25 protein-coding genes and 1 tRNA gene are annotated in these 23,721 nt (G+C 41.9%); all 26 read left to right on the top strand.

Annotated features, from left to right (window positions below):
- The first annotated feature begins 22 nt into the window (after nt 1–22).
- Nucleotides 23–604 carry an adaptor protein MecA gene (locus tag MM817_RS13060; protein ID WP_241715918.1) on the top strand — a complete coding sequence of 194 codons (582 nt, stop codon included), beginning with the start codon at nt 23–25 and terminating at the stop codon, nt 602–604.
- A 95-nt stretch (nt 605–699) separates the two neighbouring features.
- A complete protein-coding gene (locus MM817_RS13065; RefSeq protein WP_241715920.1) occupies nt 700–1,800 on the top strand; it encodes a M20/M25/M40 family metallo-hydrolase in 1,101 nt (366 codons plus the stop codon).
- Nucleotides 1,801–1,824: 24 nt separating this feature from the next.
- Nucleotides 1,825–2,766, top strand: a complete 942-nt coding sequence (locus tag MM817_RS13070) for a D-alanine--D-alanine ligase family protein (protein WP_241715922.1) — start codon at nt 1,825–1,827, stop codon at nt 2,764–2,766.
- Nucleotides 2,767–2,871: 105 nt separating this feature from the next.
- Nucleotides 2,872–4,134 (top strand): Glu/Leu/Phe/Val family dehydrogenase, encoded by a 1,263-nt coding sequence (locus MM817_RS13075; protein WP_272879986.1) that lies wholly within the window; start codon nt 2,872–2,874, stop codon nt 4,132–4,134.
- Nucleotides 4,135–4,193: 59 nt separating this feature from the next.
- Nucleotides 4,194–4,400 carry a hypothetical protein gene (locus tag MM817_RS13080; RefSeq protein WP_241715924.1) on the top strand — a complete coding sequence of 69 codons (207 nt, stop codon included), beginning with the start codon at nt 4,194–4,196 and terminating at the stop codon, nt 4,398–4,400.
- A 165-nt stretch (nt 4,401–4,565) separates the two neighbouring features.
- Nucleotides 4,566–5,567 (top strand): spore cortex-lytic enzyme, encoded by a 1,002-nt coding sequence (gene sleB, locus MM817_RS13085; protein WP_241715926.1) that lies wholly within the window; start codon nt 4,566–4,568, stop codon nt 5,565–5,567.
- 11 nt (nt 5,568–5,578) lie between these two features.
- Nucleotides 5,579–6,949 carry a PepSY1/2 domain-containing protein gene (locus MM817_RS13090; protein ID WP_241715928.1) on the top strand — a complete coding sequence of 457 codons (1,371 nt, stop codon included), beginning with the start codon at nt 5,579–5,581 and terminating at the stop codon, nt 6,947–6,949.
- A 105-nt stretch (nt 6,950–7,054) separates the two neighbouring features.
- Nucleotides 7,055–7,729 (top strand): flagellar brake protein, encoded by a 675-nt coding sequence (locus tag MM817_RS13095; RefSeq protein ID WP_241715930.1) that lies wholly within the window; start codon nt 7,055–7,057, stop codon nt 7,727–7,729.
- Nucleotides 7,730–7,752: 23 nt separating this feature from the next.
- A complete protein-coding gene (gene cmk, locus MM817_RS13100) occupies nt 7,753–8,481 on the top strand; it encodes a (d)CMP kinase (protein ID WP_241715932.1) in 729 nt (242 codons plus the stop codon).
- A gap of 10 nt (nt 8,482–8,491) precedes the next feature.
- Nucleotides 8,492–9,097 carry a lysophospholipid acyltransferase family protein gene (locus MM817_RS13105; RefSeq protein ID WP_241715934.1) on the top strand — a complete coding sequence of 202 codons (606 nt, stop codon included), beginning with the start codon at nt 8,492–8,494 and terminating at the stop codon, nt 9,095–9,097.
- A complete protein-coding gene (locus tag MM817_RS13110; protein WP_241715937.1) occupies nt 9,078–9,431 on the top strand; it encodes a hypothetical protein in 354 nt (117 codons plus the stop codon). Before MM817_RS13105 ends, MM817_RS13110 begins: the two co-directional genes overlap by 20 nt.
- Nucleotides 9,385–10,575: a 30S ribosomal protein S1 gene (gene rpsA / locus MM817_RS13115; RefSeq protein WP_241715939.1), complete on the top strand. Its 1,191-nt coding sequence runs from the start codon at nt 9,385–9,387 to the stop codon at nt 10,573–10,575. Before MM817_RS13110 ends, rpsA begins: the two co-directional genes overlap by 47 nt.
- A 58-nt stretch (nt 10,576–10,633) precedes the next feature.
- Nucleotides 10,634–12,007 carry a DUF512 domain-containing protein gene (locus MM817_RS13120; protein WP_241715941.1) on the top strand — a complete coding sequence of 458 codons (1,374 nt, stop codon included), beginning with the start codon at nt 10,634–10,636 and terminating at the stop codon, nt 12,005–12,007.
- A 29-nt stretch (nt 12,008–12,036) separates the two neighbouring features.
- Nucleotides 12,037–13,371, top strand: a complete 1,335-nt coding sequence (der, locus tag MM817_RS13125) for a ribosome biogenesis GTPase Der (protein ID WP_241715943.1) — start codon at nt 12,037–12,039, stop codon at nt 13,369–13,371.
- A 21-nt stretch (nt 13,372–13,392) separates the two neighbouring features.
- A complete protein-coding gene (plsY, locus tag MM817_RS13130) occupies nt 13,393–13,986 on the top strand; it encodes a glycerol-3-phosphate 1-O-acyltransferase PlsY (RefSeq protein WP_241715945.1) in 594 nt (197 codons plus the stop codon).
- Between the two features lie 48 nt (nt 13,987–14,034).
- The gene (locus tag MM817_RS13135) at nt 14,035–15,096 is read left to right on the top strand and encodes an NAD(P)H-dependent glycerol-3-phosphate dehydrogenase (RefSeq protein ID WP_241715947.1); all 1,062 of its coding nucleotides are present in this window, start codon (nt 14,035–14,037) and stop codon (nt 15,094–15,096) included.
- A 44-nt stretch (nt 15,097–15,140) separates the two neighbouring features.
- Nucleotides 15,141–15,521: a glycine cleavage system protein GcvH gene (gene gcvH / locus MM817_RS13140; protein WP_241715949.1), complete on the top strand. Its 381-nt coding sequence runs from the start codon at nt 15,141–15,143 to the stop codon at nt 15,519–15,521.
- 3 nt (nt 15,522–15,524) lie between these two features.
- A complete protein-coding gene (locus MM817_RS13145) occupies nt 15,525–16,367 on the top strand; it encodes a lipoate--protein ligase family protein (RefSeq protein WP_241715951.1) in 843 nt (280 codons plus the stop codon).
- 306 nt (nt 16,368–16,673) lie between these two features.
- The gene (gene spoIVA, locus MM817_RS13150; RefSeq protein ID WP_241715953.1) at nt 16,674–18,152 is read left to right on the top strand and encodes a stage IV sporulation protein A; all 1,479 of its coding nucleotides are present in this window, start codon (nt 16,674–16,676) and stop codon (nt 18,150–18,152) included.
- Nucleotides 18,153–18,356: 204 nt separating this feature from the next.
- A complete protein-coding gene (locus tag MM817_RS13155) occupies nt 18,357–19,937 on the top strand; it encodes an acetate--CoA ligase (RefSeq protein WP_241715955.1) in 1,581 nt (526 codons plus the stop codon).
- Between the two features lie 92 nt (nt 19,938–20,029).
- Nucleotides 20,030–20,106: transfer RNA gene (locus MM817_RS13160), tRNA-Pro, on the top strand.
- Nucleotides 20,107–20,183: 77 nt separating this feature from the next.
- Nucleotides 20,184–20,399, top strand: coding sequence for a trp RNA-binding attenuation protein MtrB (gene mtrB / locus MM817_RS13165; protein WP_419723398.1), 216 nt, complete (start codon nt 20,184–20,186; stop codon nt 20,397–20,399).
- A gap of 101 nt (nt 20,400–20,500) precedes the next feature.
- Complete coding sequence (locus MM817_RS13170) at nt 20,501–21,388, top strand: heptaprenyl diphosphate synthase component 1 (protein WP_241715959.1); 888 nt, start codon at nt 20,501–20,503, stop codon at nt 21,386–21,388.
- A gap of 6 nt (nt 21,389–21,394) precedes the next feature.
- Nucleotides 21,395–22,120, top strand: a complete 726-nt coding sequence (locus tag MM817_RS13175; protein WP_241715961.1) for a demethylmenaquinone methyltransferase — start codon at nt 21,395–21,397, stop codon at nt 22,118–22,120.
- Nucleotides 22,121–22,147: 27 nt separating this feature from the next.
- A complete protein-coding gene (locus MM817_RS13180; RefSeq protein ID WP_241715962.1) occupies nt 22,148–23,125 on the top strand; it encodes a polyprenyl synthetase family protein in 978 nt (325 codons plus the stop codon).
- A 113-nt stretch (nt 23,126–23,238) separates the two neighbouring features.
- Entirely contained in the window at nt 23,239–23,682 is a 444-nt protein-coding gene (gene ndk, locus MM817_RS13185) for a nucleoside-diphosphate kinase (protein ID WP_241715964.1), read from the top strand.
- Nucleotides 23,683–23,721: the final 39 nt, after the last annotated feature.

Here is a 23,721-nt window from a genome sequence, read left to right on the forward strand (position 1 = left end):
GCTTCGAAGGGATGGGATCTGCGTGCGAGTAGAAAAGGTAGCAAGGAATAAGTTGCGTATCTTTATCAGTTACGACGACCTAGAGGCGCGAGGCATTGACCGTGATGAGATGTGGCAAAACGGAAAGAAAGTACAAGAATTATTTTGGGATATGTTAGAGGTTGCTTACGCAGAAGTTGGTTTTGAAATTGCCGGTCCGATTGCAGTAGAAGCATTTACGATGCCAACTGAAGGTGTAGTGCTTATTGTGACACAAGTTCCAAGTCTCCCACCTGTAGCAGGAGATCATGATGAAGAAAACACGTTAAAAAGAGACCCGTTTGGTTCATTTGTTTTTTCATTTGAAGATTTTGAAGATGTAGTTCGTGTCGTACCACCGCTGAGTTATCTTTTCCCTGTGGATTGTTCTTTATACTACTACAATGACAAATATCACTTGTCCTTTGATGATGAAACCATTCCTGAAAGCCATTACGATTTAGTATGGGCGGTACTGCAGGAACATGGCGAATTAGCACCTGTCACCTCTGCGCTTTTAGAGGAATACGGGAAGTGCATTGCTGATGGAAACGCACTTGAAGTGATCAATCGTCATTTCGTTTAACAGAGATCCAGTGAGAGGGAGCCATGCTCTCAGTAACTGGATCTCTGTCAGTTTATTTCACGTGTGATTGTAGTAGGAGGGAACGTATTCAGTTCATGGTTTTAAAAAATGATATCGATCCTCATCTACAAGAGGAGTTATTAGAACTAGCATTGACGCTTGAACAACATCCTGAGCTTGCGTATGAAGAAGAATTCACAGTTAGTCAATGGACATGCTTCTCAAAACGTCACAAATTGCCCATAACCTATGGATTACATGGGAAAGCACCAATGATTTCACTCGGTGAGTTTGATCGTGCAAGATGTAAAATTGTGATGACAGCCGATCTAGACGCAGTTAAACTAAGCGAGAATGGCCCTGTTGGTCATTTTTGTGGTCATCATGCACAGTCGATTCATGCCCTTGGACTCGCGGCCATGTTACTTGAAAATGAATTTGATTTTAAAGATCTCGCGATTCGCATGATTGGGTGTCCAGCAGAGGAATGTCGGCCAGCGTACGATTCAAACTGTGCTCTACCTTTTATACCAGGGAAGAAGCGATTGTTAGAAGAAGGCTGGTTTGATGGTGCGACTGCTGTTCTTAGCACACATCTTGATGATGATGTTACCGCTCATCAAGTACATCTATCTAAAGGTACACATGGTGCTATTTGGTTGCGTGCACATTGGATGACTGATGTACTGACAAGCTTTGGATCTATGTACCCTATATCCTCTCGCTCTGACACTCTTTTAGCTGCTTATCGCAAGGAATTAGGATTGTACATACATGCGGTTAAAACGCAAGACAAGCAACGGTATCTAGATATTTGGATTGAAACAAATGGACAAAATGATCAGCTCACGAAAATGTCAATCATTCGATTACAACAAATTACAGTTCAATGTTTACAAGTGAATGTTGAACTTGTAACTCATTATGAACCTTTACGTCAAGAAAAAAAATTACTTGAACAAGCTAAATATGTGTTACGGACATGGGATCAAAGCGTAACAGTGAAAGAGACAGATTGCTTACAGGGTGCAACCGATCTCGGTGAGGTGAGCGCTCTTTTTCCGACATTACAAATATTTGTTGGCGGAACTAAAGGTATGACGCATGAACACTCATTCAGGGTAGTTGATCCTTTATTTTCTTACATTTGGCCAATTATATTTGTACAAAAATTAATTATTAATTTGCTTCAATAACGCGTTAGAAGGAGTTGGCGTTCGATGAAAATTGTTGTGTTATATGGAGGAAGATCTGCAGAGCGAGAGGTCTCTCTGATGACTGGACGCGAGATGATTCGTGCCTTAAGCGGTCTTGGGCATGACATAAAGGGTATTGACCTTACAGAAGGATTTTTAAATGAACTACAGTCTTTTCAACCAGACATCGTATTAATTGGTCTACATGGTCGTTTTGGAGAAGATGGAACGGTACAAGGAACTCTTGAATTATTAGGTTATCCTTATGTTGGGTCGGGTATTCTGGCTAGCGCGTTAGCTATTGATAAATCGATGACTAAACATATTCTAAAAAGTGCAGGAATTCCAGTTGCAAAACAAGTTCTTATCAACCGCGATGAGTATGAATCCTTATCAGATATTTTTTTTGAACAACTTGGCGAAAATTTGATGTGGCCGTTTATTATAAAACCAAATAGCGAAGGATCCACCTTTGGTCTGACGTTAGCTCATAATGTAGAGGAAGCGAAAGCGGGGTTAGATCTTGCCCTTCAATATGATTCGCGCGTGCTAATTGAGGAGTATATTCAGGGAATGGAGGTAACGGTTGCTGTTACAGGGGATACGAATCAACCGGATATTCTAGGTGTCATTGAAATCATACCAATGAATGAGTTATATGATTATCATTCTAAATATCAAGTTGGAGGAAGCCAGCATATTATTCCGGCGAGATTAGAGCCTGAAATTATGCAAGAAATTGAATCGTATGCAAAAAAAGCGTATACAGCGATCCATTGCCAAGATTATGCTAGAATTGATTTTATAATAGGGAAACATGGTCCTATTGCGCTTGAAGTCAATACATTACCTGGTATGACTTCGACGAGTCTTGTGCCTGATGCTGCAAGAGCACAAGGAATTTCGTTCCAGGATTTTTTGTTTAGTTTAGTTCAAACGGCTTATCAGCGTTCTATTTCAGGTTAAAGTGAACAATTATCACGTCAATATTTGACCATTTTTCAATACTGCTGTTATACTGTCCATGAAAATAAGAACTCGTTTATCGTATTTCTAAAAGGTGGCGAAAGCATGTCGCAAAATGAATCGACAGCTGAAAATTTAAATGTTTTAACTAGTACACAGGCTGTCATCAAAGAAGCTCTTACAAAACTAGGGTATGGATCAGAGATGTACGAATTATTGAAGGAGCCTTTGCGGACATTAACTGTGCGAATACCTGTGCGTATGGATGATGATACTGTCAGAGTATTTACTGGATATCGAGCACAGCACAGTGATGCGATTGGACCAGCTAAGGGTGGAATTCGCTTTCATCCAGATGTGACCGAGGATGAAGTAAAAGCTTTGTCGATATGGATGAGTGTCAAGTGTGGTATTGCAAACCTTCCTTATGGTGGAGGAAAAGGTGGAGTTATCTGCGATCCACGCGAGATGTCTTTCCGTGAACAAGAACGTCTTGCACGTGCATATGTTCGAGCGATTAGTCAAATTGTAGGGCCCACAAAAGACATTCCTGCTCCTGATGTTATGACTAACTCCCAGGTAATGGCTTGGATGATGGATGAGTATAGTCGCATCAAAGAATTTGATTCTCCTAATTTTATTACGGGTAAACCGATTGCACTTGGTGGATCGCTTGGACGGGATACCTCGACTGCGCGCGGAGTGGCCATTTGTATTCGCGAAGCTGCACGAGTGAAAGGCATTAGTTTAGAGGGTAGCCGAGTTGTTGTACAGGGATTTGGTAATGCAGGAAGTTATCTAGCTAAATTCATGCATGAAGCAGGGGCAAAAGTAATTGCAATATCTGATGCATATGGTGCACTTTACGATGAAAATGGATTAGATATTCATTCATTGTTAGAACGACGTGATTCTTTCGGCACAGTGACTAAATTATTTAAAAATACCATTTCAAATAAAGAACTCTTAGAATTAGATTGTGATATTCTCGTTCCAGCTGCGATTGAAAATCAAATCACATTAGAAAATGCGTATGACATTAAAGCAAAAATTATTGTGGAGGCAGCAAACGGCCCTACAACCATGGAAGCTACACGCATTTTAAGTGAACGTGACATTCTCCTCGTTCCAGATGTGCTTGGAAATTCGGGTGGAGTGATTGTATCTTATTTTGAATGGGTGCAAAATAACCAGGGATACTATTGGACGGAAGTTGAAGTAGAGACTCGTCTTGAAGAACTCATGGTGCGCTCCTTCGAAACTGTGTATAATACTGCGCAGGCACGTAACATTGATATGCGTCTTGCGGCGTATATGGTTGGTGTTCGGCGCCTAGCAGAGGCTGTAGAATTGCGCGGTTGGGTATGATGCGTGTAGTAACGAGTTCATACTGGAAATGTTGGTGGTGTTCTTAGGAGGGTAATGACATGCGTTCGGAATCTATGACGCTCCATGAGATAGGCAGTGAACTGGATGCTCCTAGCGGCAGAGTTAAAATCCACATTCGTTGTCGCAAATGCGGTGAAGTGTTTATCCTACGAGGCGTTCGCGATGTCCGCGGGCATGTAGAAACAGGGTTTCGCCGTTGTCTGTGCGATAACGACAAGGAGTTTGATATTGAACCGCTAGTATAATGTCTTGTTTTACGTTATGTACGATGGAATAAAGCGATTACCTTTCGAGGTGGTCGCTTTTTTTTTGTTTTCTTATCTTTTCTTACATAGTCGATATAGGATTGTAAAACACTACATGAGGACAGCATCGCGGAAGAGAAGTGAAGTATAGGAGGATTGCAAGCTATGAGATGGTTTAACAAGATCGCGCTAACTGCAGCATCTTTAGTCATGATGTTTGCATTGTGGGATATGCCACCAACAGTTGCTCAGGCAAGTACTTTGACCGTAGGAGATCAGGGGCAAAGTGTCATTGACTTGCAAAGTAGGTTGGGTTATCTAGGGTATTATCACGGATCGTTCACAGCGACATACACTCAACAGACAGCTAATGCAGTTAGCAATTTTCAATCTGCTTTTGGGATACCTGCAACTGGTCAATACGATACACAGACCGCGGCTAGTCTCTTGCAAGCAACTGCAGGATGGCCTGGGGTAGGCAAACAAGGTCCGCAAATCAATGAATTGCAAAGTCGATTGAAGTTTTTAGGATATTATTCTGGTCCTATCAATGGTGTGTATGGATGGACAACCTATTGGGCGGTTCGGGATTTTCAGTATGCCTTTGGTATGCCTGTGAATGGAGCGCTTACAACACAAACCTGGACGCAACTCGATAAAGCGACCATCAATTGGTCAGGGAATACACAAAACACATCCAATACTAACAACGGAACTTCTACGGCTGCTACAAGTGCGACTACTACTTCGCAAAGTAGCTCACCTGCAACTTCTGCCGCTAGCAGTGCGAGTAATGGTGGGACTGATGGATTTTCACAAAATGACATTACTCTTATGGCACATGTGGTTTATGGAGAAGCTCGTAACCAACCATTCACAGGGCAAGTTGCAGTTGCTGCAGTCATTTTGAACAGGTATCATAGCAATCTATTTCCACACTCCATACCGTCCATTATTTATCAGCCGGGTGCATTTACATCGATATCTAACGGGCAAGCATGGCTAGGACTACATCACGAAAATGTGACAGCTGTCATGGATGCTATTCATGGCTGGGATCCTACAAATGGTGCCTTATATTACTGGAATCCTGCAACTGCAACCTCACAGTGGATTTGGTCTCAACCGATTATGTTAACTATAGGAAATCATGTATTTGCGAAATAGGAGGAATCATGATGCATATGGAGCGAAGAAGAGTAGGATGGATGATACCTGCTTTAGCCCTGGGTTTGATCGGGGTTTCGTTATATGGATTTCAAGAACACCGATTACAATCAGCTTCTCTTGCAAATTTGGAATTAAGTTATCAATCAGCATTTCATAGTATGACTTATGATATTGATGAGCTACAAGATGCACTTGGTAATGCATTAATCCCCAAATCGTCTAGTGCGATGATTGGACAACTACACATAGCAGCAAAAGATGCCGCAACGGCTGAAGCGTATGCGAGTAGACTGCCTGTAACGCTTACTCAAAACAGCCATTTACAACGTTTTCTTGGGTCTGTTACACAGCAAACTGAACGTCTGGCTAATGCGCATACAAATGGTACTGCTTTTAGTCAGAAAGATCGTATGGAGATTAGCATGTTATACGATCAAGCGACTCAAGTAGAAAGGGCGACGAGAAAAGCGCAAAGTGAAATGATGGTTCATTCTAGCCCGATGATCCATGTGACAAGCGCTTTTGCAGAACCTGTATTTGGTGTTACTAAATCTGTACAGGATCAATTTGCAAATATCGCAAAGGCAGTACCTGCAATAGGCACAGGAGACGAATCTACGGCTCTTCATTCTAAGTCTAATCAACATGTACATCCGCACAATAAAGCTATATATGATTCTTCGGTATCTCCTTCAACGGCAAAAGCATATGCGCGCTTTGTACTGGGAGTTAACCGACAGGCTAAAACATCAGTGGAAAATTTGGGACCTGGTTATGGGGTAAATGGGTATCTTGTAAAAGTCACTCAACCTTCACATTCTTTACCGAGTTATGTTGCTGTCAAAAAAAGTGATGGCGCAATTCTTTGGATGGCTCGTGAAGGGGAGAATTCATCTAGTCACGAAAAATTAACACTTATGGAAGGTGCCAAAGTAGCACAACGTTTTATACAAAACCAACACATTAACAACTGTGTGTTCATCAGTTCTGTAGCATACGATGAGGTCGGAACCTATACTTTTGCCCCCATTCATGATGGGGTACGCATGTTAACGGAGCCTGTGCTTGCCAAAGTTTCCTTAGATTCAGGAATAGTTACACACTATGATGCAACTAAACTGCTCACTGCACCACCTGTGCACATTGCATTACAAAATCTGCTTACAGAAAAACAAGTCATGAGTGAATTGCAACCTCAATATCACATCTCTAGTGTGTACTTAGCTATGGTTGAATCTGCTTCTCATCAACCTCTTCTTGTTTACGATATGATGGGTTATTCTAATAAGAATGAAGTTCATGTGGACATTGATGCACATACTGGTCAAGTGATTGCAATCCATAAACTCACAAAATACGAGATTGCAAGCTCTCACTAAACAAAGATGTAGATAATAAAAATTCATAAAAGAGAGGTGTGTCAATCACCTCTCTTTTATGTTTCTCTAAACCACGCTATAATTAAAGATGAGCGGGGTGAAAGGATGGCCTTACCTAAATTAGGACAACAACTGTTTATTATGCGCATGCGCGATCGCGAACGCGGAGATGCACATGTTTTAGATATCTCACAGACAGCGATTGTGTTTGAGTTACCTTTAAGCACAAATAGCAATACACTATTGGCACTTGATGCTAAGGACCCTGTATTAATTAGCTATTTTGCTGTAGATGGCTCTTTGCAGCAATTTGAAACAACCATTCATCAAAAAATAGCGCAAAATGAGTTACAAACTCTACAGATCCTTACTCCTAAAGCGGAGGAGATACGTCACATTCAGCGACGGTCTTTTGTGCGTGTACCAGCTAATTTTGCTGTTGCATTTCTAGTTCCAAAACGCGAGGGAGGCATTCCACTAGTTCGTGGTAAGGGACTTACTCATGATATCAGTGGTGGAGGGATTCGCTTTCATCCAGAATCAGATGTTCCGGTAGTGGCAGGAGATACCATAACCGTGCAATTCTCTTTGCCAAAGGACGCTCCCACTACTCCAGCTGTGAGTGCAAAAGGGATTGTGCTGCGACTGAAACCACATGAACTGCTATCTATTCCGATTTTATCTATTCGATTCACTGAAATATCGAATGCAGCGCAACAAAGAATTGTACAATATGCGTTTAAACGACAACTTGAATTGCGCGCAAAAGGACTTGAATAAAGATAACTGAAGAGTAGCTATTAATGACTTTACATGTAACGCGAATAAGCTGGGAGGAACACTTCATCGTGTCTATTCAGATTGCAATCGACGGCCCGGCAGGTGCAGGAAAGAGTACAGTAGCAAAACGGGTGGCAACTCGTCTTGCTATACCATATATTGATACGGGTGCCATGTACCGAAGTGTCACGTGGAGTGCGTTGCAAAACAATATCTCATTATACGATGAACAAGCGCTCGTTGCACTAGTAGACAATTGCGACATCCAATTTATACCTGGTGAACCGGAACAAAAAGTTGTGCTCAATGGGCAAGAAATAACGACTGCCATACGCACATCTGATATTGGTGCGTTAGTATCAACTGTAGCTACACATGCCCTTGTTCGAGAAAAACTAGTTCAACGTCAACAGCAGATGGTCAATACAACACTTGGTGTGGTCATGGATGGACGCGATATTGGAACGCATGTACTTCCGCTAGCAGATGTGAAATTTTTTTTAACGGCTTCACTTCATATGAGGGCTAAGAGAAGATTTGACGAACTCGTGCTCAAAGGATATTCAGGCCTGTATGAAGATGTTGTTTGCTTTGTGGCAAAACGTGATGAACTTGACGAGACTCGTGAAGCATCTCCGCTTAAAAAAGCTGACGATGCTGTACTTCTTGACACAACGGCCTTAGCCATTGATGAAGTAGTAGAGATGATTATTGCACTCTGTAAATATCGTCAATCTCAAAAAAGGGGTTAACAAACTACGTATGTATTATATCGGTCGATTTGCGGTCAGACTGGTGATGAGGTTGTTTTTTCGAATATCCGTTTGTGGGTCTGAGTGTATTCCAAAACAAGGTGCCGTTATCATCTGTTCTCGTCATATATCCAACTGGGATCCACTTCTTATTGGGATTTCCATGAAACGTGCAGTGTCATTTATGTCCAAAGAAGAACTTTTTCGTTTTAAGCCACTGGGTATGCTGATTAAGTCGGTGCATGGGTTTCCGATTCAACGAGGGGGCAATGATCGAGCGGCTATTAAAACAGCTCTTCAGATATTAAGCCAAGATGGCATTTTAGTGGTTTTTCCAGAAGGATCGAGAAATCGCACTGGAGATGGCTTACAACCATTGCAAAGAGGAGCAGCTCTCCTAGCTAGTCGATCACAAGCGTCAGTGGTTCCTGTGGGTATTGTAGGGCCGTACAGGCTATTTGGCAGAGTGCATATCCGGTTCGGTGAACCATTTGTCATTTCAGCAGATACTGCTAAGGAAAGTGGCACTTCAATTGCGGAGTATGCTAAAACTACAATTGAATCAAGATTGCTCGCCATTCTGGAGGAAACTCTACATGATACAGCAAATTCTTGAAGTGATCGTGCTTGGTGTTTTTGCGTTTTTTGCTATATGGCTGTACAGTGGGGTATTGAATGCATCACCATACGGAGATGCTGTAAAAAAGAAAGCCATGATCCGCAACATGCGCAACTTTGGTGCAGTACTTATCGCATATGCATTGATCATAGGTTCTTTCTATCGTTTTCATGTACTATCACTTACGTGGGCAGTCATTTTGTACATACCGGTCATCGCAGGTTTTTTTACAGGAATGCATAGATTGCAACCCTATTTACGACCGGATAAGGAGGAAGCACACAATGACAGAACATACATTAAACCAGAACAGCACACAGACGATGATTGACCATGGATCGACCTTACTTGTTGGGGCTATTGTCGAGGCTACGGTTATCTCAGTAGAAGCAAATCAGGTCACTGTAGAATTTGGATATAAACAACCAGGGCATATTGCAGTGAAAGATTGGTCGGACGTCCGTTCACAAACGTTAGTTGGAACAGTGGATATTGGAGAACGTGTTCTGGCTAGAATCATCGAATTACATGATGAAGGGGAGCACCCCGTATTATCTAGGAAAGATGCAGTGAGTTCAGAAACATGGGCGACTTTACAAGACAAATTTGCTAGTCAAGAAATAATAAAAGTGAAAATATTGGCTTCAATTAAAGGCGGGTTAGTTGCAGATATTGAAAGTCTGCGCGCTTTTCTACCTGCATCATTAGTTGATTTTCGGTTTCAAAGTGATTTAACTTCGTTTGTCGGTCAAACAGTTCCTGTCGTGATTACAGAGATTGAACCGGAGCAACGAAGGGTCATTATTTCTCGTAAACAGGCTTTAGAAAAAGAGCAACAATCATTTCGTGGAGAAAAGCTTCAAGCATTTGAAGTGGGTCAAATCACTGAGGGGATCGTAGCTCGTTTAACAGGATTTGGCGCATTTGTTGATTTAGGAGGCATTGACGGATTGCTTCATATTTCTGAAATGTCATTTGCACGCGTGAATAGACCTGAAGATGTGGTACAACCAGGGGATTCTGTTCGTGTAAAGATACTACGCATTGAACCTGAATCGGGTAAAATTTCTCTGAGTATGAAGCTGGAAGATGCTAACCCTTGGCGAAACGCTACCAATCAATTTCAGGTTGGTCAAGTGATTACAGGGGTAGTAAAAAGAATAGCTTCTTTTGGAGCCTTTGTTGAAGTTGCGCCTGGCATTGAAGGACTTGTACACATTTCACAACTAGCCAATAGTCGTATCGAATCACCTGCGGAAGTGGTGACACCAGGCGATGAAGTACAAGTAAAAATTTTGGAATTAAAACCAGAAGAAGAACGCATGTCACTGTCTATCCGCGAAGCGACGAAACAATCACAAAAGCCAGCACCTGCGATGCGGCAACCGTCGAAGACGGAAATGAAGGCTGAGCCTACAAGTGCAACACTAGAAGAATTATTTGGAGAAGCATTACGTAAAAAGTTTAATTTGTAATTGACGATATGCACTATTCTTTGCGATAATGGCATGATGGTTAGGAGGTCGAATAGTGATGCCAAAAGTGCTAACTGTGCATCCTGGTTCACTTGCAGAAGAGTTACAAATTGAACCAGGAGATGACATTGTTGCGATCAATGGTCAACCAATCCGCGATGTTATCGACCTTCAATTTGCCCTGGCAGGCGAAGATATCTCTCTTGATATACGCAAAAGTAATGGTGATGAGTGGGTAGTTGAAGTCGATAAAGACTATGATGAGTCGTTGGGAGTAGATTGGGAACACCCAACTGTGGATAAAGTGCGTTTGTGTCACAATAAATGTGTATTTTGTTTCGTTGATCAAGTTCCAAAAAACATGCGCAAGACATTGAATATGCGCGATGATGATTATCGATTATCTTTTTTACATGGTAACTTTGTGACACTGACTAATTTGCGTGAAGGCGAATTGGAACGCATTGCTGCTCTGCGAATGTCTCCACTTAATATCAGCGTTCACGCAACAAATCCAGTGTTGCGTGAACAAATGCTTGGCAATAAAAAGTCGGGAGAAATATTAGAGCAAATTGCTTATTTATCCTCACATGACATCGAGATGAATACTCAAGTTGTACTTTGTCCAGAGTGGAATGATGGCGCGGAATTAGATCGCACAATTGAAGAGCTTTCACAGTTTTATCCGGCTGTTCGCACGTTGTCTATTGTGCCTGTAGGACTAACAAAACACCGTCGTGGATTAGCGCAATTGCGCAATTGTAGCGCAGAAGAGGCAAGGCAAATTGCACAACAAGTAGCGAAGTGGCAAAATATTTTACGACCTAAACTAGGGGTCAATTTTGTTCATGCGGCAGACGAGTTTTATTGCATAGGTGATAGTGAGATTCCTACAGCTATGTATTATGATGAGTTTGCTCAGATAGAAAATGGTGTCGGATTACTCCGTACATTTTTAGATGAATTTACTTCTTTGCAAAAAAAACTACCTAGGAAGTTGCAAAAGCATCGTCATGTTGCAATTGTGACAGGTACATCAGCGCAAAAAGTGATTACAAGCACTGCTGAACAATTAAATCGCATTGATGGCCTCACTGTTGACGTATACCCCATTGTGAATGAATTTTATGGTGATCAAGTGACAGTTACTGGTTTAATTACTGGACAAGATATCATTGCACAATTGCGGGATCGACTAAAAGCTGATGTATTATTGATTCCCGATGTGATGTTAAAAGATGATGCTGACATTTTTCTTGATGATTATCGAGTGGAACAGGTTCGCGATGAACTAAATATCGAAATCCTTGTAGTACCACCTAGTGCAAGTGGAATTGTGTATGGTGCACTTGGTAAAACTCATGCATTACCCGTTAGACAGCGCTATGAAGCAACACTTACTGCAGCAGTAGGTGCAGCCGCTAGCAATTAATTAAATTTACAGAAGGGAGGGAACATCATATGGCAGCACCAGTTATGGCTATTGTAGGAACGCCAAACGTGGGCAAATCAACATTATTTAATCGCATTATCGGTCAACGCATGGCCATTGTAGAGAATCGTCCGGGAATTACAAGGGATCGTATATTTGCTTCTACAGAATGGCGTTCCAGATCTTTTCGAGTCATTGATACAGGTGGACTTGAAGTTGGACAAGTTGATGAGATTACATTACGTATACGTTCACAGATTGAGTTAGCTATAGACGAGGCACAAGTCATCGTGTTTGTAGTCGATGGTCTAAACGGAGTTACATCAGCTGATGAAGAAATAGCGAATCTATTGCGCAGATCGGGAAAACCAGTTATTGTTGCTGTAAATAAACTAGATAACGTTGAACGTGGTTCCTTAGCCTATGAATTTTTTGGATTGGGTTTTGAGCAGACATTGGGCGTATCTGCCGAACATGCATTGGGCATAGGAGATTTATTGGATGCGGTTTTTGACTTTTTCCCAGATGAAAGTACAGATCAAGAAGCCATCGACGAAGATGCAATCAAGGTGGCAGTGATTGGTCGTCCTAATGTAGGTAAATCATCATTAATCAATGCACTATTGGGAGAAGATCGCGTATTAGTGAGTGATCAAGCAGGTACGACTCGCGATGCCATTGATACGTCGCTCACTCTAGATGATGCAAAGTTTGTATTAATCGATACTGCAGGTATGCGCAAAAGAGGAAAAGTATACGAAGCTACAGAAAAATACAGTGTTTTGCGTGCTTTGCGGGCCATCGAACGCTCTGATGTAGCCGTTTTAATTATTGATGCTTCTTCGGGCATTATAGAACAGGATAAACGCGTAGTAGGCTATGCACTCGATGCGGGAAAAGCAATCATTATTGCAGTAAATAAATGGGATGCAGTAGAAAAAAACGGGAAAACAGCTCAAGAATTTGAAAAAATGATCCGTTCCCACTTTCCATTTTTAGCTTGGGCACCCATTGTGTTTATTTCTGCTAAAACTGGCCAACGAGTTCGCAAAGTTCTAGAAATCGCAGCTGAGGCTGCAGAAAATCATGCACAACGCATTGCCACATCCACTATTAATACCATTGTTCAGGAAGCAGTGGCCATGGTACCGCCGCCGACCGATAAGGGTAAACGACTTAAGATTCTTTATGCCACTCAAGTTGCTGTAAAACCACCGACGTTTGCTGTTTTCGTTAACAAAGCGGATATGATGCATTTCTCCTATCAACGCTATTTAGAGAATAAATTGCGAGAATCGTTTGGGTTTCTTGGAACTCCAATGCGTATTTTAATACGCGAACGCAATTCTCATGAACGACGCTAAGTTCGCATTGCACTGAGGGGGATGGAGATGCTCTTTCTTAGCATGATATTTGGTTATTTGCTAGGAGCGATCAGCAGTAGTTATATTGCTGGTAAGGTGGCAACCGGGGTCGATATTCGAGAACATGGGAGCGGAAATGCAGGGGCAACAAACACATTACGCGTACTAGGTCTAAAACTTGCACTTATTGTTTTGATAGCTGATATATTAAAAGGAGTTTTAGCTATTGCATTTGCGCATCTTGTAACAAGTGATTCGGATTGGGCTATGGCACTCGCAGGTCTTGCGGCTATCGTAGGTCACAACTGGCCAGTTTACTTTGGGTTTCGTGGTGGCAAAGGTGTTGCTACAACCATCGGTGTTCTTGTAACCCTTAGTTTCTTACCTGCAATCTATGCTGGGCTTGTTGCGATTGCTTTATTACTGATCACTCGTTATGTATCATTAGCCGCGTTAGTCTTTGTTATACTTGTTCCTATTTTTCAGATAGCGATGCATAGTTCGGGGCCTTATATCTGGGTGAGTATCATCATTGTATTAATGACGTTTTGGCGCCATCGTTCGAACATTACACGCTTACGTCAGGGCATAGAACATCGTATTTTTACGCGCTAATCAACTATACATGAGAGAATCACTATACAGGAACGGAGTCTGCGATCGATGGTCATCGATGATTTTCCTACACAGCGTATCGCAGTAATTGGTGGAGGAAGTTTTGGTACCGCACTAGCTTCTGTATGTGCTAATAACGGGCACGATGTATCACTTATTGTTAGAAACTCTTCACAAGTCACTGAAATTAACGAAAACCATACTAATGAGCACTATTTACCTGGTGTCCTTTTACACAGTGGAGTGAGAGCTACAACGAGTGAACAATGTATCGCTCATTCCGATGTAGTGCTTCTTGTCGTGCCGTCACATGCTATGCGTGAAACCTGTAAAAGAATTGCTCCCTTCCTGCGATCAGATGTTATTTTAGCTCATGCAACTAAAGGTTTAGAGTTAGGTACCGGGGCACGGATGTCGACGATTATTTTAGACACTTGCCCCACTCTTTCTGAACAGCGATTAGCTGTTGTGACGGGACCTAGTCATGCTGAAGAAGTTTCGCGGTTACTTCCTACAACTCTTGTCGTTGCAAGTGCGTCCAAAGTGACGGCTGAATGTATTCAAGACATGTTGATGAATTCTGTATTGCGCGTATATACTAATCCGGACGTAGTGGGTGCAGAACTTGGCGGTGCATTAAAAAATATTATCGCACTGGGTTGTGGTATTTCAGATGGTCTTGGATATGGTGACAATGCTAGAGCAGCTATTATGACGCGCGGTCTTGTTGAAATATCACGGCTTGGCATTCAACTAGGAGCTCTCTATCATACTTTTTCAGGGTTAACTGGGCTTGGTGACCTCATTGTGACGTGTACGAGTCGACATAGTCGCAACTGGAATGCGGGATACTTACTTGGACAAGGGTTTTCTTTAGAAGAGGCATTGGAACGTGTAGGCATGGTGGTAGAAGGGGTAAAAACAACGAAAGTTGCACTTGATATTGCTTCAAAAGCAGATGTGCCTATGCCGATAGCTACAGCTATAGGAGATATTCTTTATGCTCAAAAATCACCTCGAATTGCTGTAGATGAACTCATGTCGCGTACGCGTACGCATGAAATGGAGCTCTTTTTACAAGAAACAACAACTGGCTGGATTTTTCCATAAGTGATACAATGGCACATATACATACTGCTAGGGGGATAAACGACATGAGTCAAGCACCAGATCATCTATTGTACACTAAGGAACATGAGTGGGTTCGCATGGAGGGGAATACTGCTTATATTGGCATTACTGATTTTGCTCAAAGTGAGCTGGGTGATATTGTGTTTGTTGAATTGCCTGATATTGGTGCAACGATACAATCAGGAGAAACGTTTGGTACGGTTGAATCAGTGAAAACCGTTTCTGATTTGTATGCTCCTATTACAGGTAAAGTAGTGAAGGTCAATGCTGAACTAAACGACACACCAGAGAAGGTCAATGAGCAACCATATGAAGGTGGTTGGATGATTGCGATTGAAGTCGATGGTACGGAATATCAAGGATTACTTAGCGCAAAAGAATATCAAGCGCAAATAGCTGAATAATACATGATAGATAATGCGAATCGATTCCGCGTGATTGATACCGGTGTAGGAAGTGCCGCATACAATATGGCGCTTGACGAAGCAATCTTATTGCATGTCGCAAATGGCACAGTTTTACCAACGATACGATTTTATGCCTGGGATCGCCCTACCGTATCCATTGGTTATTTTCAACGTGTGGATCGCGATGTAGATAGACAACGCTTACAAGATCGGGGATTTTCACTTGTAAGAAGAATGACTGGTGGGCGAGCTGTACTTCATGATAAAGAGTTGACATATAGTGTAATTGTCCCAGGAGATCATCCGTTTGCCAAAGCTTCAGTTGTAGAATCGTACAGGCAGTTATCTCTTGGACTATGTGAAGGTTTTATTTCGCTTGGTGTACAAGCAGAAGTAGTATCTTTAACTAATGAGTCAGAACGAACGAAGTATAGCACATTAGGATCAGCAGCTTGTTTTGACTCTCCTTCATGGTACGAGCTTGTTGTAGCAGGAAAGAAAATTGCGGGTAGCGCACAGGTGCGTGCTCACAATGGTCTTCTACAACATGGGTCATTACTTTTAGATTTAGAACCGGATGATCTTTTTGATGTGCTTTTATTTCGCTCCGATGATGAACGAGCACGTGTTAGAAATGAATTTGATGAACGGGCGATAAGCGTTCGTCAGCTCACCTCTCGGAATGTTACGTATCAAGAAGCAAAACAAGCTTTTACAAGCGGTTTTGCTCATGGATTACACTTAGAATTGGTGGAATCTAATGTAACTGAACCTGAAATACAAGATGCGATGCGATTGATGCAAGAAAAGTATGCAAGTGATAGTTGGACGCTACGTCGCTAATGAGTGATGTAATTTTTATGAGATAACATGAAACAGGTACTACGGCATATGCTGTAGTACCTGTTTGTTTTTAGAGTCTATCATTTAGTGTGGTGTAGTTGTTCTAAGATGTGGTGATGCTGCGTATACATAAAACAAATAGGACTCGCTGTGGCCAATACGATTATGCGGGCATATTGGGCCGCAAAGCTCATATATATGTAACGTCCAAACAGGGTTTTGCGCAGATGAGGCCGTCAGGCGCCCGCAGCCAACAGAACATGATTGGTCATCTACGCTGGCTTTTGAAGTTAGGGAGGGAATAGCGTGGACAAATTTGATATATTTAAAGATATTGCGGAGCGAACTGGCGGCGATATCTATCTGGGCGTAGTAGGCCCAGTAAGGACGGGTAAATCCACCTTCATTAAGAAGTTCATGGAATTAATTGTATTACCGGGAATGCAAGATGAAGCGGATCGTGCACGTGCAATTGATGAACTTCCTCAAAGTGCGGCAGGTCGTACAATTATGACAACTGAACCTAAGTTTGTACCAAATCAAGCTGCTAGAATTACTGTAGCAGAAGGCTTAACCATTGACTGCAGACTTGTGGATTGCGTTGGCTATACAGTCATTGGAGCTCGTGGTTATGAAGATGAAAATGGGCCTCGGATGGTGAGTACACCATGGTATGATGATCCGATTCCATTTCAAGATGCAGCTGAAATTGGTACGCGCAAAGTTATTGCTGATCACTCAACGATTGGACTTGTGATCACGACAGATGGTTCGATCTCGGAAATACCTCGGGAGAACTATATTGAAGCAGAAGAACGTGTGATTGAAGAGTTAAAGGAACTTGGCAAGCCTTTTGTTATGGTCATTAACTCGGTGCATCCTTATAGCCCAGAAACTCAATCACTACGTGCAGCATTAATTGAAAAATACGATGTACCTGCAGTTGCAATTTCTTGTGCAACTATGGGCAGTGAAGATGTGTTACTCATTCTAAAAGAAGCTTTATTTGAATTCCCAGTTCATGAAGTGAATGTCAATCTCCCAAGTTGGGTGATGGTGCTAGATCCGGAGCATTGGTTACGTAAAAGCTATGAAATGTCCGTTCGTGACACAATCCGTGATATTAAACGTCTACGTGATGTCGATCGAGTGATTGGGAATTTTGGACAGTATGAATTTATTGCTAAAGCTGCTCTAGCTGGAGTGAATATGGGGCAAGGTGTAGCAGACATTGAACTTACTGCTCCGGATACTTTATATGATCAAGTATTAACGGAAGTTGTTGGTGTTGAGATTCGCGGCAAAGATCAACTGTTAAAATTAATGAAGGACTTTGCTTACGCTAAAAAAGAATATGATAAGGTTGCAGATGCATTGCGTATGGTTAAACTTACAGGATACGGTATCGCACCACCTGTTCTTGAGGAAATGGCCCTTGATGAACCAGAATTAATCAGACAAGGTTCGCGATTCGGAGTCAGACTCAAAGCAACTGCTCCCTCTATCCATATGATACGGGTTGATGTCGAATCGGAATTTGCACCTATTGTCGGTACAGAACGGCAAAGTGAAGAATTAGTAAAATACTTGATGCAGGATTTTGAAGAAAATCCTCTTAAGATTTGGGATTCTGATATCTTTGGGAAGTCCTTGGCTGCGATTGTGCGAGAAGGCATCTCTGGTAAGTTATCCATGATGCCAGAAAATGCGCAATATAAGTTGAAAGAAACACTACAACGCATTATTAATGAAGGTAGTGGAGGATTAATTGCTATTATCTTGTAATGAATCTGCAAGTGGTAATAAGACGCGCGGGATATCCCGCGCGTCATCTATTGTGAGCATAGGCAGGAAAATGTCCATTCAAAGCGAATATAATTCAGATCTAACTATTAGATAAGGTTATTACATACGGGTAGATACCGTAGACAATGGATGTGTAATAATCGGTTATTGTAACTGTGTATGTTATTAGAAAGGAGCTTTTAATTGGAGGATTACTACAATTTTTCGACTGCTATTTCTACGTATGCAACTGCTCATCGAGACTCATTGGCTTTATTTGTTCAAACAGAAGATCATCAAACTGCAAAGTGCACATATGGGGAACTTACGGATGAGTCAGCTATTTTACATCAGACTTTTTTAGATCTTGGAATGAAACAAGGAGACAAAGTGCTCGTACTTGTTAATAGAGGTATCGCTGCATATCAAATATACTTGGGACTCAATCGGATGGGAGCGGTAATTTTACCCGGTTCGGAGATGCTGCGTAAGGGGGATATCCTATATCGTGCTCGTCATGCACAAATAAAAGCAGTTATTTGTGCGCCACATGTTGTTTTAGAAGTGTCTGAAGCGTTGGCTGAAGATACATCTATTATTCGCATTGTTACAGAGGGGCACGTAGATCATTTTTATAGTTTACATGATGAGCGCGTCAAAGCCGCAATGAAACCAAAACCTCAACCAGCACTTACGAAAGCAGATGATATGGCTTTTTTATCGTATACTTCTGGTACGACAGCTGGACCTAAAGGTGTCGTGCACGTGCATGGTTGGCCGCGAGCACATATTGCTAATGCTGCAACTCACTGGTTTGATGTACAAGAAGGGGAATGGGCATGGGCAACAGCTAGTCCTGGCTGGGCCAAGTGGATTTGGAGTCCTTTTGTTTCTATTCTTGGTAAAGGTGGAACCGCGTTTATCTATACAGGAAAGTTTATTCCAGAACGCTATCTCACTCTAATGGAGCAGTTTCCCATACGCGTACTTTGCGCAACCCCCACTGAGTATCGATTGATGGCCAAATCGAAACAAATGAGCAAATGGCATCCTCTTGCACTACGCAGTGCAGTCAGTGCTGGCGAACCACTAAATCGAGAAGTGATAGAGTCCTTTTTACGTCAATGTCATGTCTATGTGCGAGATGGTTACGGTCAAACGGAGAATTCACTTTTGGTATCCACTCAAGTTGGCATGGAAGTTAAACCTGGATCTATGGGTAAACCGTCGCCTTTACATGAAGTTGCGATCATTGATGAAGATGGTACTCCGCTTTCTGTTGGGGAAATCGGAGATATTGCAGTCAAACGTACAGCGCCTACTCTATTTAAAGAATATCTATACGATCCCGAACGTACAAAACATTCTTTTCGCAAAGATTTTTATGTCACAGGTGATCTCGGTAGATTTGATGAAGATGGATACCTATGGTTTGAGGGACGCGCTGATGACATGATTATTAGTTCTGGATATACGATAGGACCTTTTGAAGTAGAGGATGCATTGGTCTTACATCCTGCTGTCGCTGAATGTGCAGCAGTCGCTAGCCCTGATGAAGAACGCGGTCACATTGTGAAAGCGTTTATTATTTTAAAAGAAGGGGTAAATGCCAATGACGAATTAATAGTAGAGCTACAGCAGCATGCTAAAGAAATGACAGCTCCGTATAAATACCCACGTGAAATCGAGTTTGTGGACTCTTTACCAAAAACAACGAGTGGGAAGATCAGGCGTATCGAACTACGAACACTTGAAAAACAGCGCAAAGGATTGCCGAGGAAATAAGAAAATAATCATTGATTCGCCTTATTCTGACGTTTTTCGCCTGCTTGCGAAAGATCGTAGTCACTGTTATAATTAACTCCATTCGCAAGTGACGGGATGTAGCGCAGCCTGGTAGCGCGCTACCTTGGGGAGGTAGAGGTCCCGGGTTCGAATCCCGGCATTCCGACCACAAAGATCAGCCCGTGCATATCGGGCTGATCTTTTTAATAGAAGAACAGACCTCACATCCGAAAGGGCGTATTGAACGTGACGGAAGAGGACTATGTCATCATAAAAGCAAAAGTAAGCGGTGTCCAAGTGATTGGATTGACACGAGGGCAGGAAACAAAATTTAATCATTTGGAGAAACTAGATCGAGGCGAAGTCATGATCGCACAATTTACAGAATACACATCTGCGATCAAGATTCGTGGTCCAGCTCTTATTTATACGAAACATGGGATAATTGACACAGAACAATAAAGAAGTAACCATAGCAAACCATGCTTGCATGATCCTGAATATGATATAATGAACGCGCTTCATGTGGGGATGGCAAACGTGGATGGCGGGAGATGGGCAGGGTGGGTATAGATCTCGACAATCTAAGCCGAAATGAAGGCCTGAAATATGAGGAAGTACAAACCTTCGCTGAACACATGATCTCTCATCAAGTGCTCAATGATGCATCAGTGCTTCCCACCTTGTCGCAGCTACAGTTATTGCTTGGTGCGACAGTTTTAGGGGAATCTACTATTGGATTAACAGTTCAGAAGAGACTTCTAACAGCGATGATTATGATGTACCATGGTCTTTGCATGCATGACTCTATAAAAGAGGGTAAGCCAGCTAACGAAAAACGTCGTCAACTAGCTATCTTAGGCGGCGATTACCTTAGTAGCTTATTTTATCGTTTATTAGCAGATGCGGGACTTCTTGAAATGGTGAAAATCTTTGCAAAGGCAATCATTCAAATTAATGAAGCTAAAATGTCATTGCACAGCGCCGTATTAAATGGCACTTATAATGAAATGGATTATCATAGAGACTTATCAGTCATACATGGCGCTCTCTTACACGCATTATGTGATGCTTATGCACCTTTTGAACGCATACGTCTTATGATTGATTTAGCCATATCGGCAAGTATTTATGACAAGGAACTTAGTCGAGCATCTTTTGCTGGAGAAAAGACATTAACAAACATTATACTTGCTCAGTCTGCAACAGAAGATGAGCGTATCTTTATTGATACTCAATTACGCAGTGAAGTTGGAGACAAGCGGTTATCTTCGCTACACTCTAAATACGGAACGATGAAACGTGTATTCCACGGGTTTCGCGGTGTAATGACTCAGCTAGAAGACGTTGCTATCGATCTGATGGGGATAGATGGATGGTCACGATTAGAAAAGTTTTTTACCCACGCAAACAATGGAGCTGATCACGCTCCATCAGTGGAAGGAGGTTGATAGGAAATGGCTGATAATCATTCTCACGTACGTTCTGAATTTGTGCATGATGTGTTTTCTCAAATTGCTGGGCGCTATGATGTAATGAATTCTATACTTAGTTTTAATCAGCATAAGCTTTGGAGAAAATTTACCATGCGCAAGATGAACGTGCGCAAGGGAGCAAAATGTTTGGATCTGGCGACAGGCACGGCAGATTGGGCTATTTCTTTAGCTGATACCACTGGTAAAGAGGGACATATTGTAGGACTTGATTTTTGTCAAGAAATGCTTGATGTTGGTGAAACGAAAGTGAAACGACGGGGATTGACGGATCGCATTGAGCTTATTCGTGGCAATGCTATGGATATTCCTTATCAGGATAGTATGTTTGATTATGTAACAATTGGTTTTGGGCTAAGAAATATGCCTGATATTCCACGGGTTATCGGTGAAATGAAACGTGTCGTTAAACCAGGTGGATTAGTGGTATGTCTTGAACTTTCCAAACCGACTTGGCCACCTTTTCGAGCTCTTTATTATTTTTATTTTTACCGTATTCTACCCTTTGTGGGTCGCCTAGCGGTAGGGAAAGCAGAGCCATATAAGTGGTTACCAGAATCATTGATAGAATTTCCTGACCGTTTTGCATTGGCCAAGCTATTTTCTGAAGCTGGACTAGAACACGTTGATCACTACGCATTAACTGGAGGTATTTGCGCTCTCCACATTGGACGCAAACCTAAAGCCTAACTAAAGGCGTAGGTAAAGACGTAGAAGGTGAATGACACCGTGGTTGTAACTGATTTATACGCTGATTTAGAATCGGATTTAACATATATTGAAGATCGTTTGCGCGATCAGCTTTGCTCTGTGCAACCTATTCTTGAAGATGCAGCTGTGCATTTACTTGAAGCAGGGGGCAAACGTTTACGACCAGTATTTGTGCTGTTGGCTGGGAAATTTGGCGCATATCGTATAGACTCCTTGGCGCAGGTTGCAGTGGGACTTGAGCTCATTCACATGGCTACTCTTGTACATGACGATGTGATTGACAATGCGGATACAAGGCGTGGAAATTCAACTGTCAAGGCTCATTTTGGTAATCGCGTAGCGATGTATACAGGAGATTTTATATTTGCACAAGCACTGTCCGTGTTATCTGAAATAAAAGATCCTCGGGCTCATCGCATTTTATCTGCAGCCATTGAACATATGTGTATTGGTGAAATTGAACAGATTCGCGATTTGTATTCTTTAGATCAAAATTTACGTATTTATTTGAAACGCATAAGACGTAAAACTGCTTTATTAATTGTAATGTCTTGTGCACTTGGTGCACTTGTTTCGCAGGCGGATTCTTCGATTGTTGCATCTTTAAGACGCTTTGGATATTATGCGGGTATGGCATTTCAAATAACGGATGATATTCTTGATTTCACAGCTTCTGCTGAACGTTTGGGGAAACCTGTTGGTGGAGATTTACGGCAAGGGAATATTACTATTCCTGTGCTTTTTGCTTTGCAAAATTCACAAACAAAAACTGATCTGGGTCATTTAATTTCACTCAATCAGACGTCTGAACAAGTTCTTGAGGCTATTGCCATTGTTAAGGATAGTGACGGAATTGTAAAAGCAAAAGCACTTGCTGATCGTTATCTCGATAAGGCCAATATGGCTTTATCTACTTTACCCGATATTCCTACGCGTGAATCATTGATAGAACTTGCAAGTTTTGTCGGGCAACGAGATCATTAGATTTTATTGAAGCCAAGGAAATATCATGCTTTTCATTGCGTATGTCTGTTCTATGCTGTTACAATAATAACCGTTATCTACACACATTAGACTTAAAAGAAATGAGGCTCATTATGGAACGTACATTTATTATGATTAAGCCAGATGGAGTACAACGCAGTTTGATTGGAGAGATTGTTTCACGTTTTGAAAAACGCGGGTTGAAGCTCGTTGGTGCAAAGCTTTTAGACGTTAACAAAGAATTAGCAGAGTCGCATTACGCTGAACATCGTGAGCGTCCGTTTTTTGGAGAACTTGTTAGTTTTATTACGTCGTCCCCTGTATTTGCAATGGTTTGGGAAGGTCCTAATGCTATCTCTATCGCACGTACAATGATGGGTAAGACCAACCCTGTTGATTCTATGCCTGGAACTATTCGTGGTGATTATGCAGTTAGTCTCGGTATGAATATCATTCATGGTAGCGACTCTTCGGAAAGCGCAGCACGTGAGATTGCTATGTGGTTTAATGAAGCAGATGTAATTTCATATGAAAAAACGATCGGATCTTGGGTGTAAGTAGTATCTATGTAATCAATATTAATAAATCAACAACAT

This window comes from Sulfoacidibacillus ferrooxidans, from assembly GCF_022606465.1.
Taxonomy (GTDB): Bacteria; Bacillota; Bacilli; order Alicyclobacillales; family SLC66; genus Sulfoacidibacillus; species Sulfoacidibacillus ferrooxidans.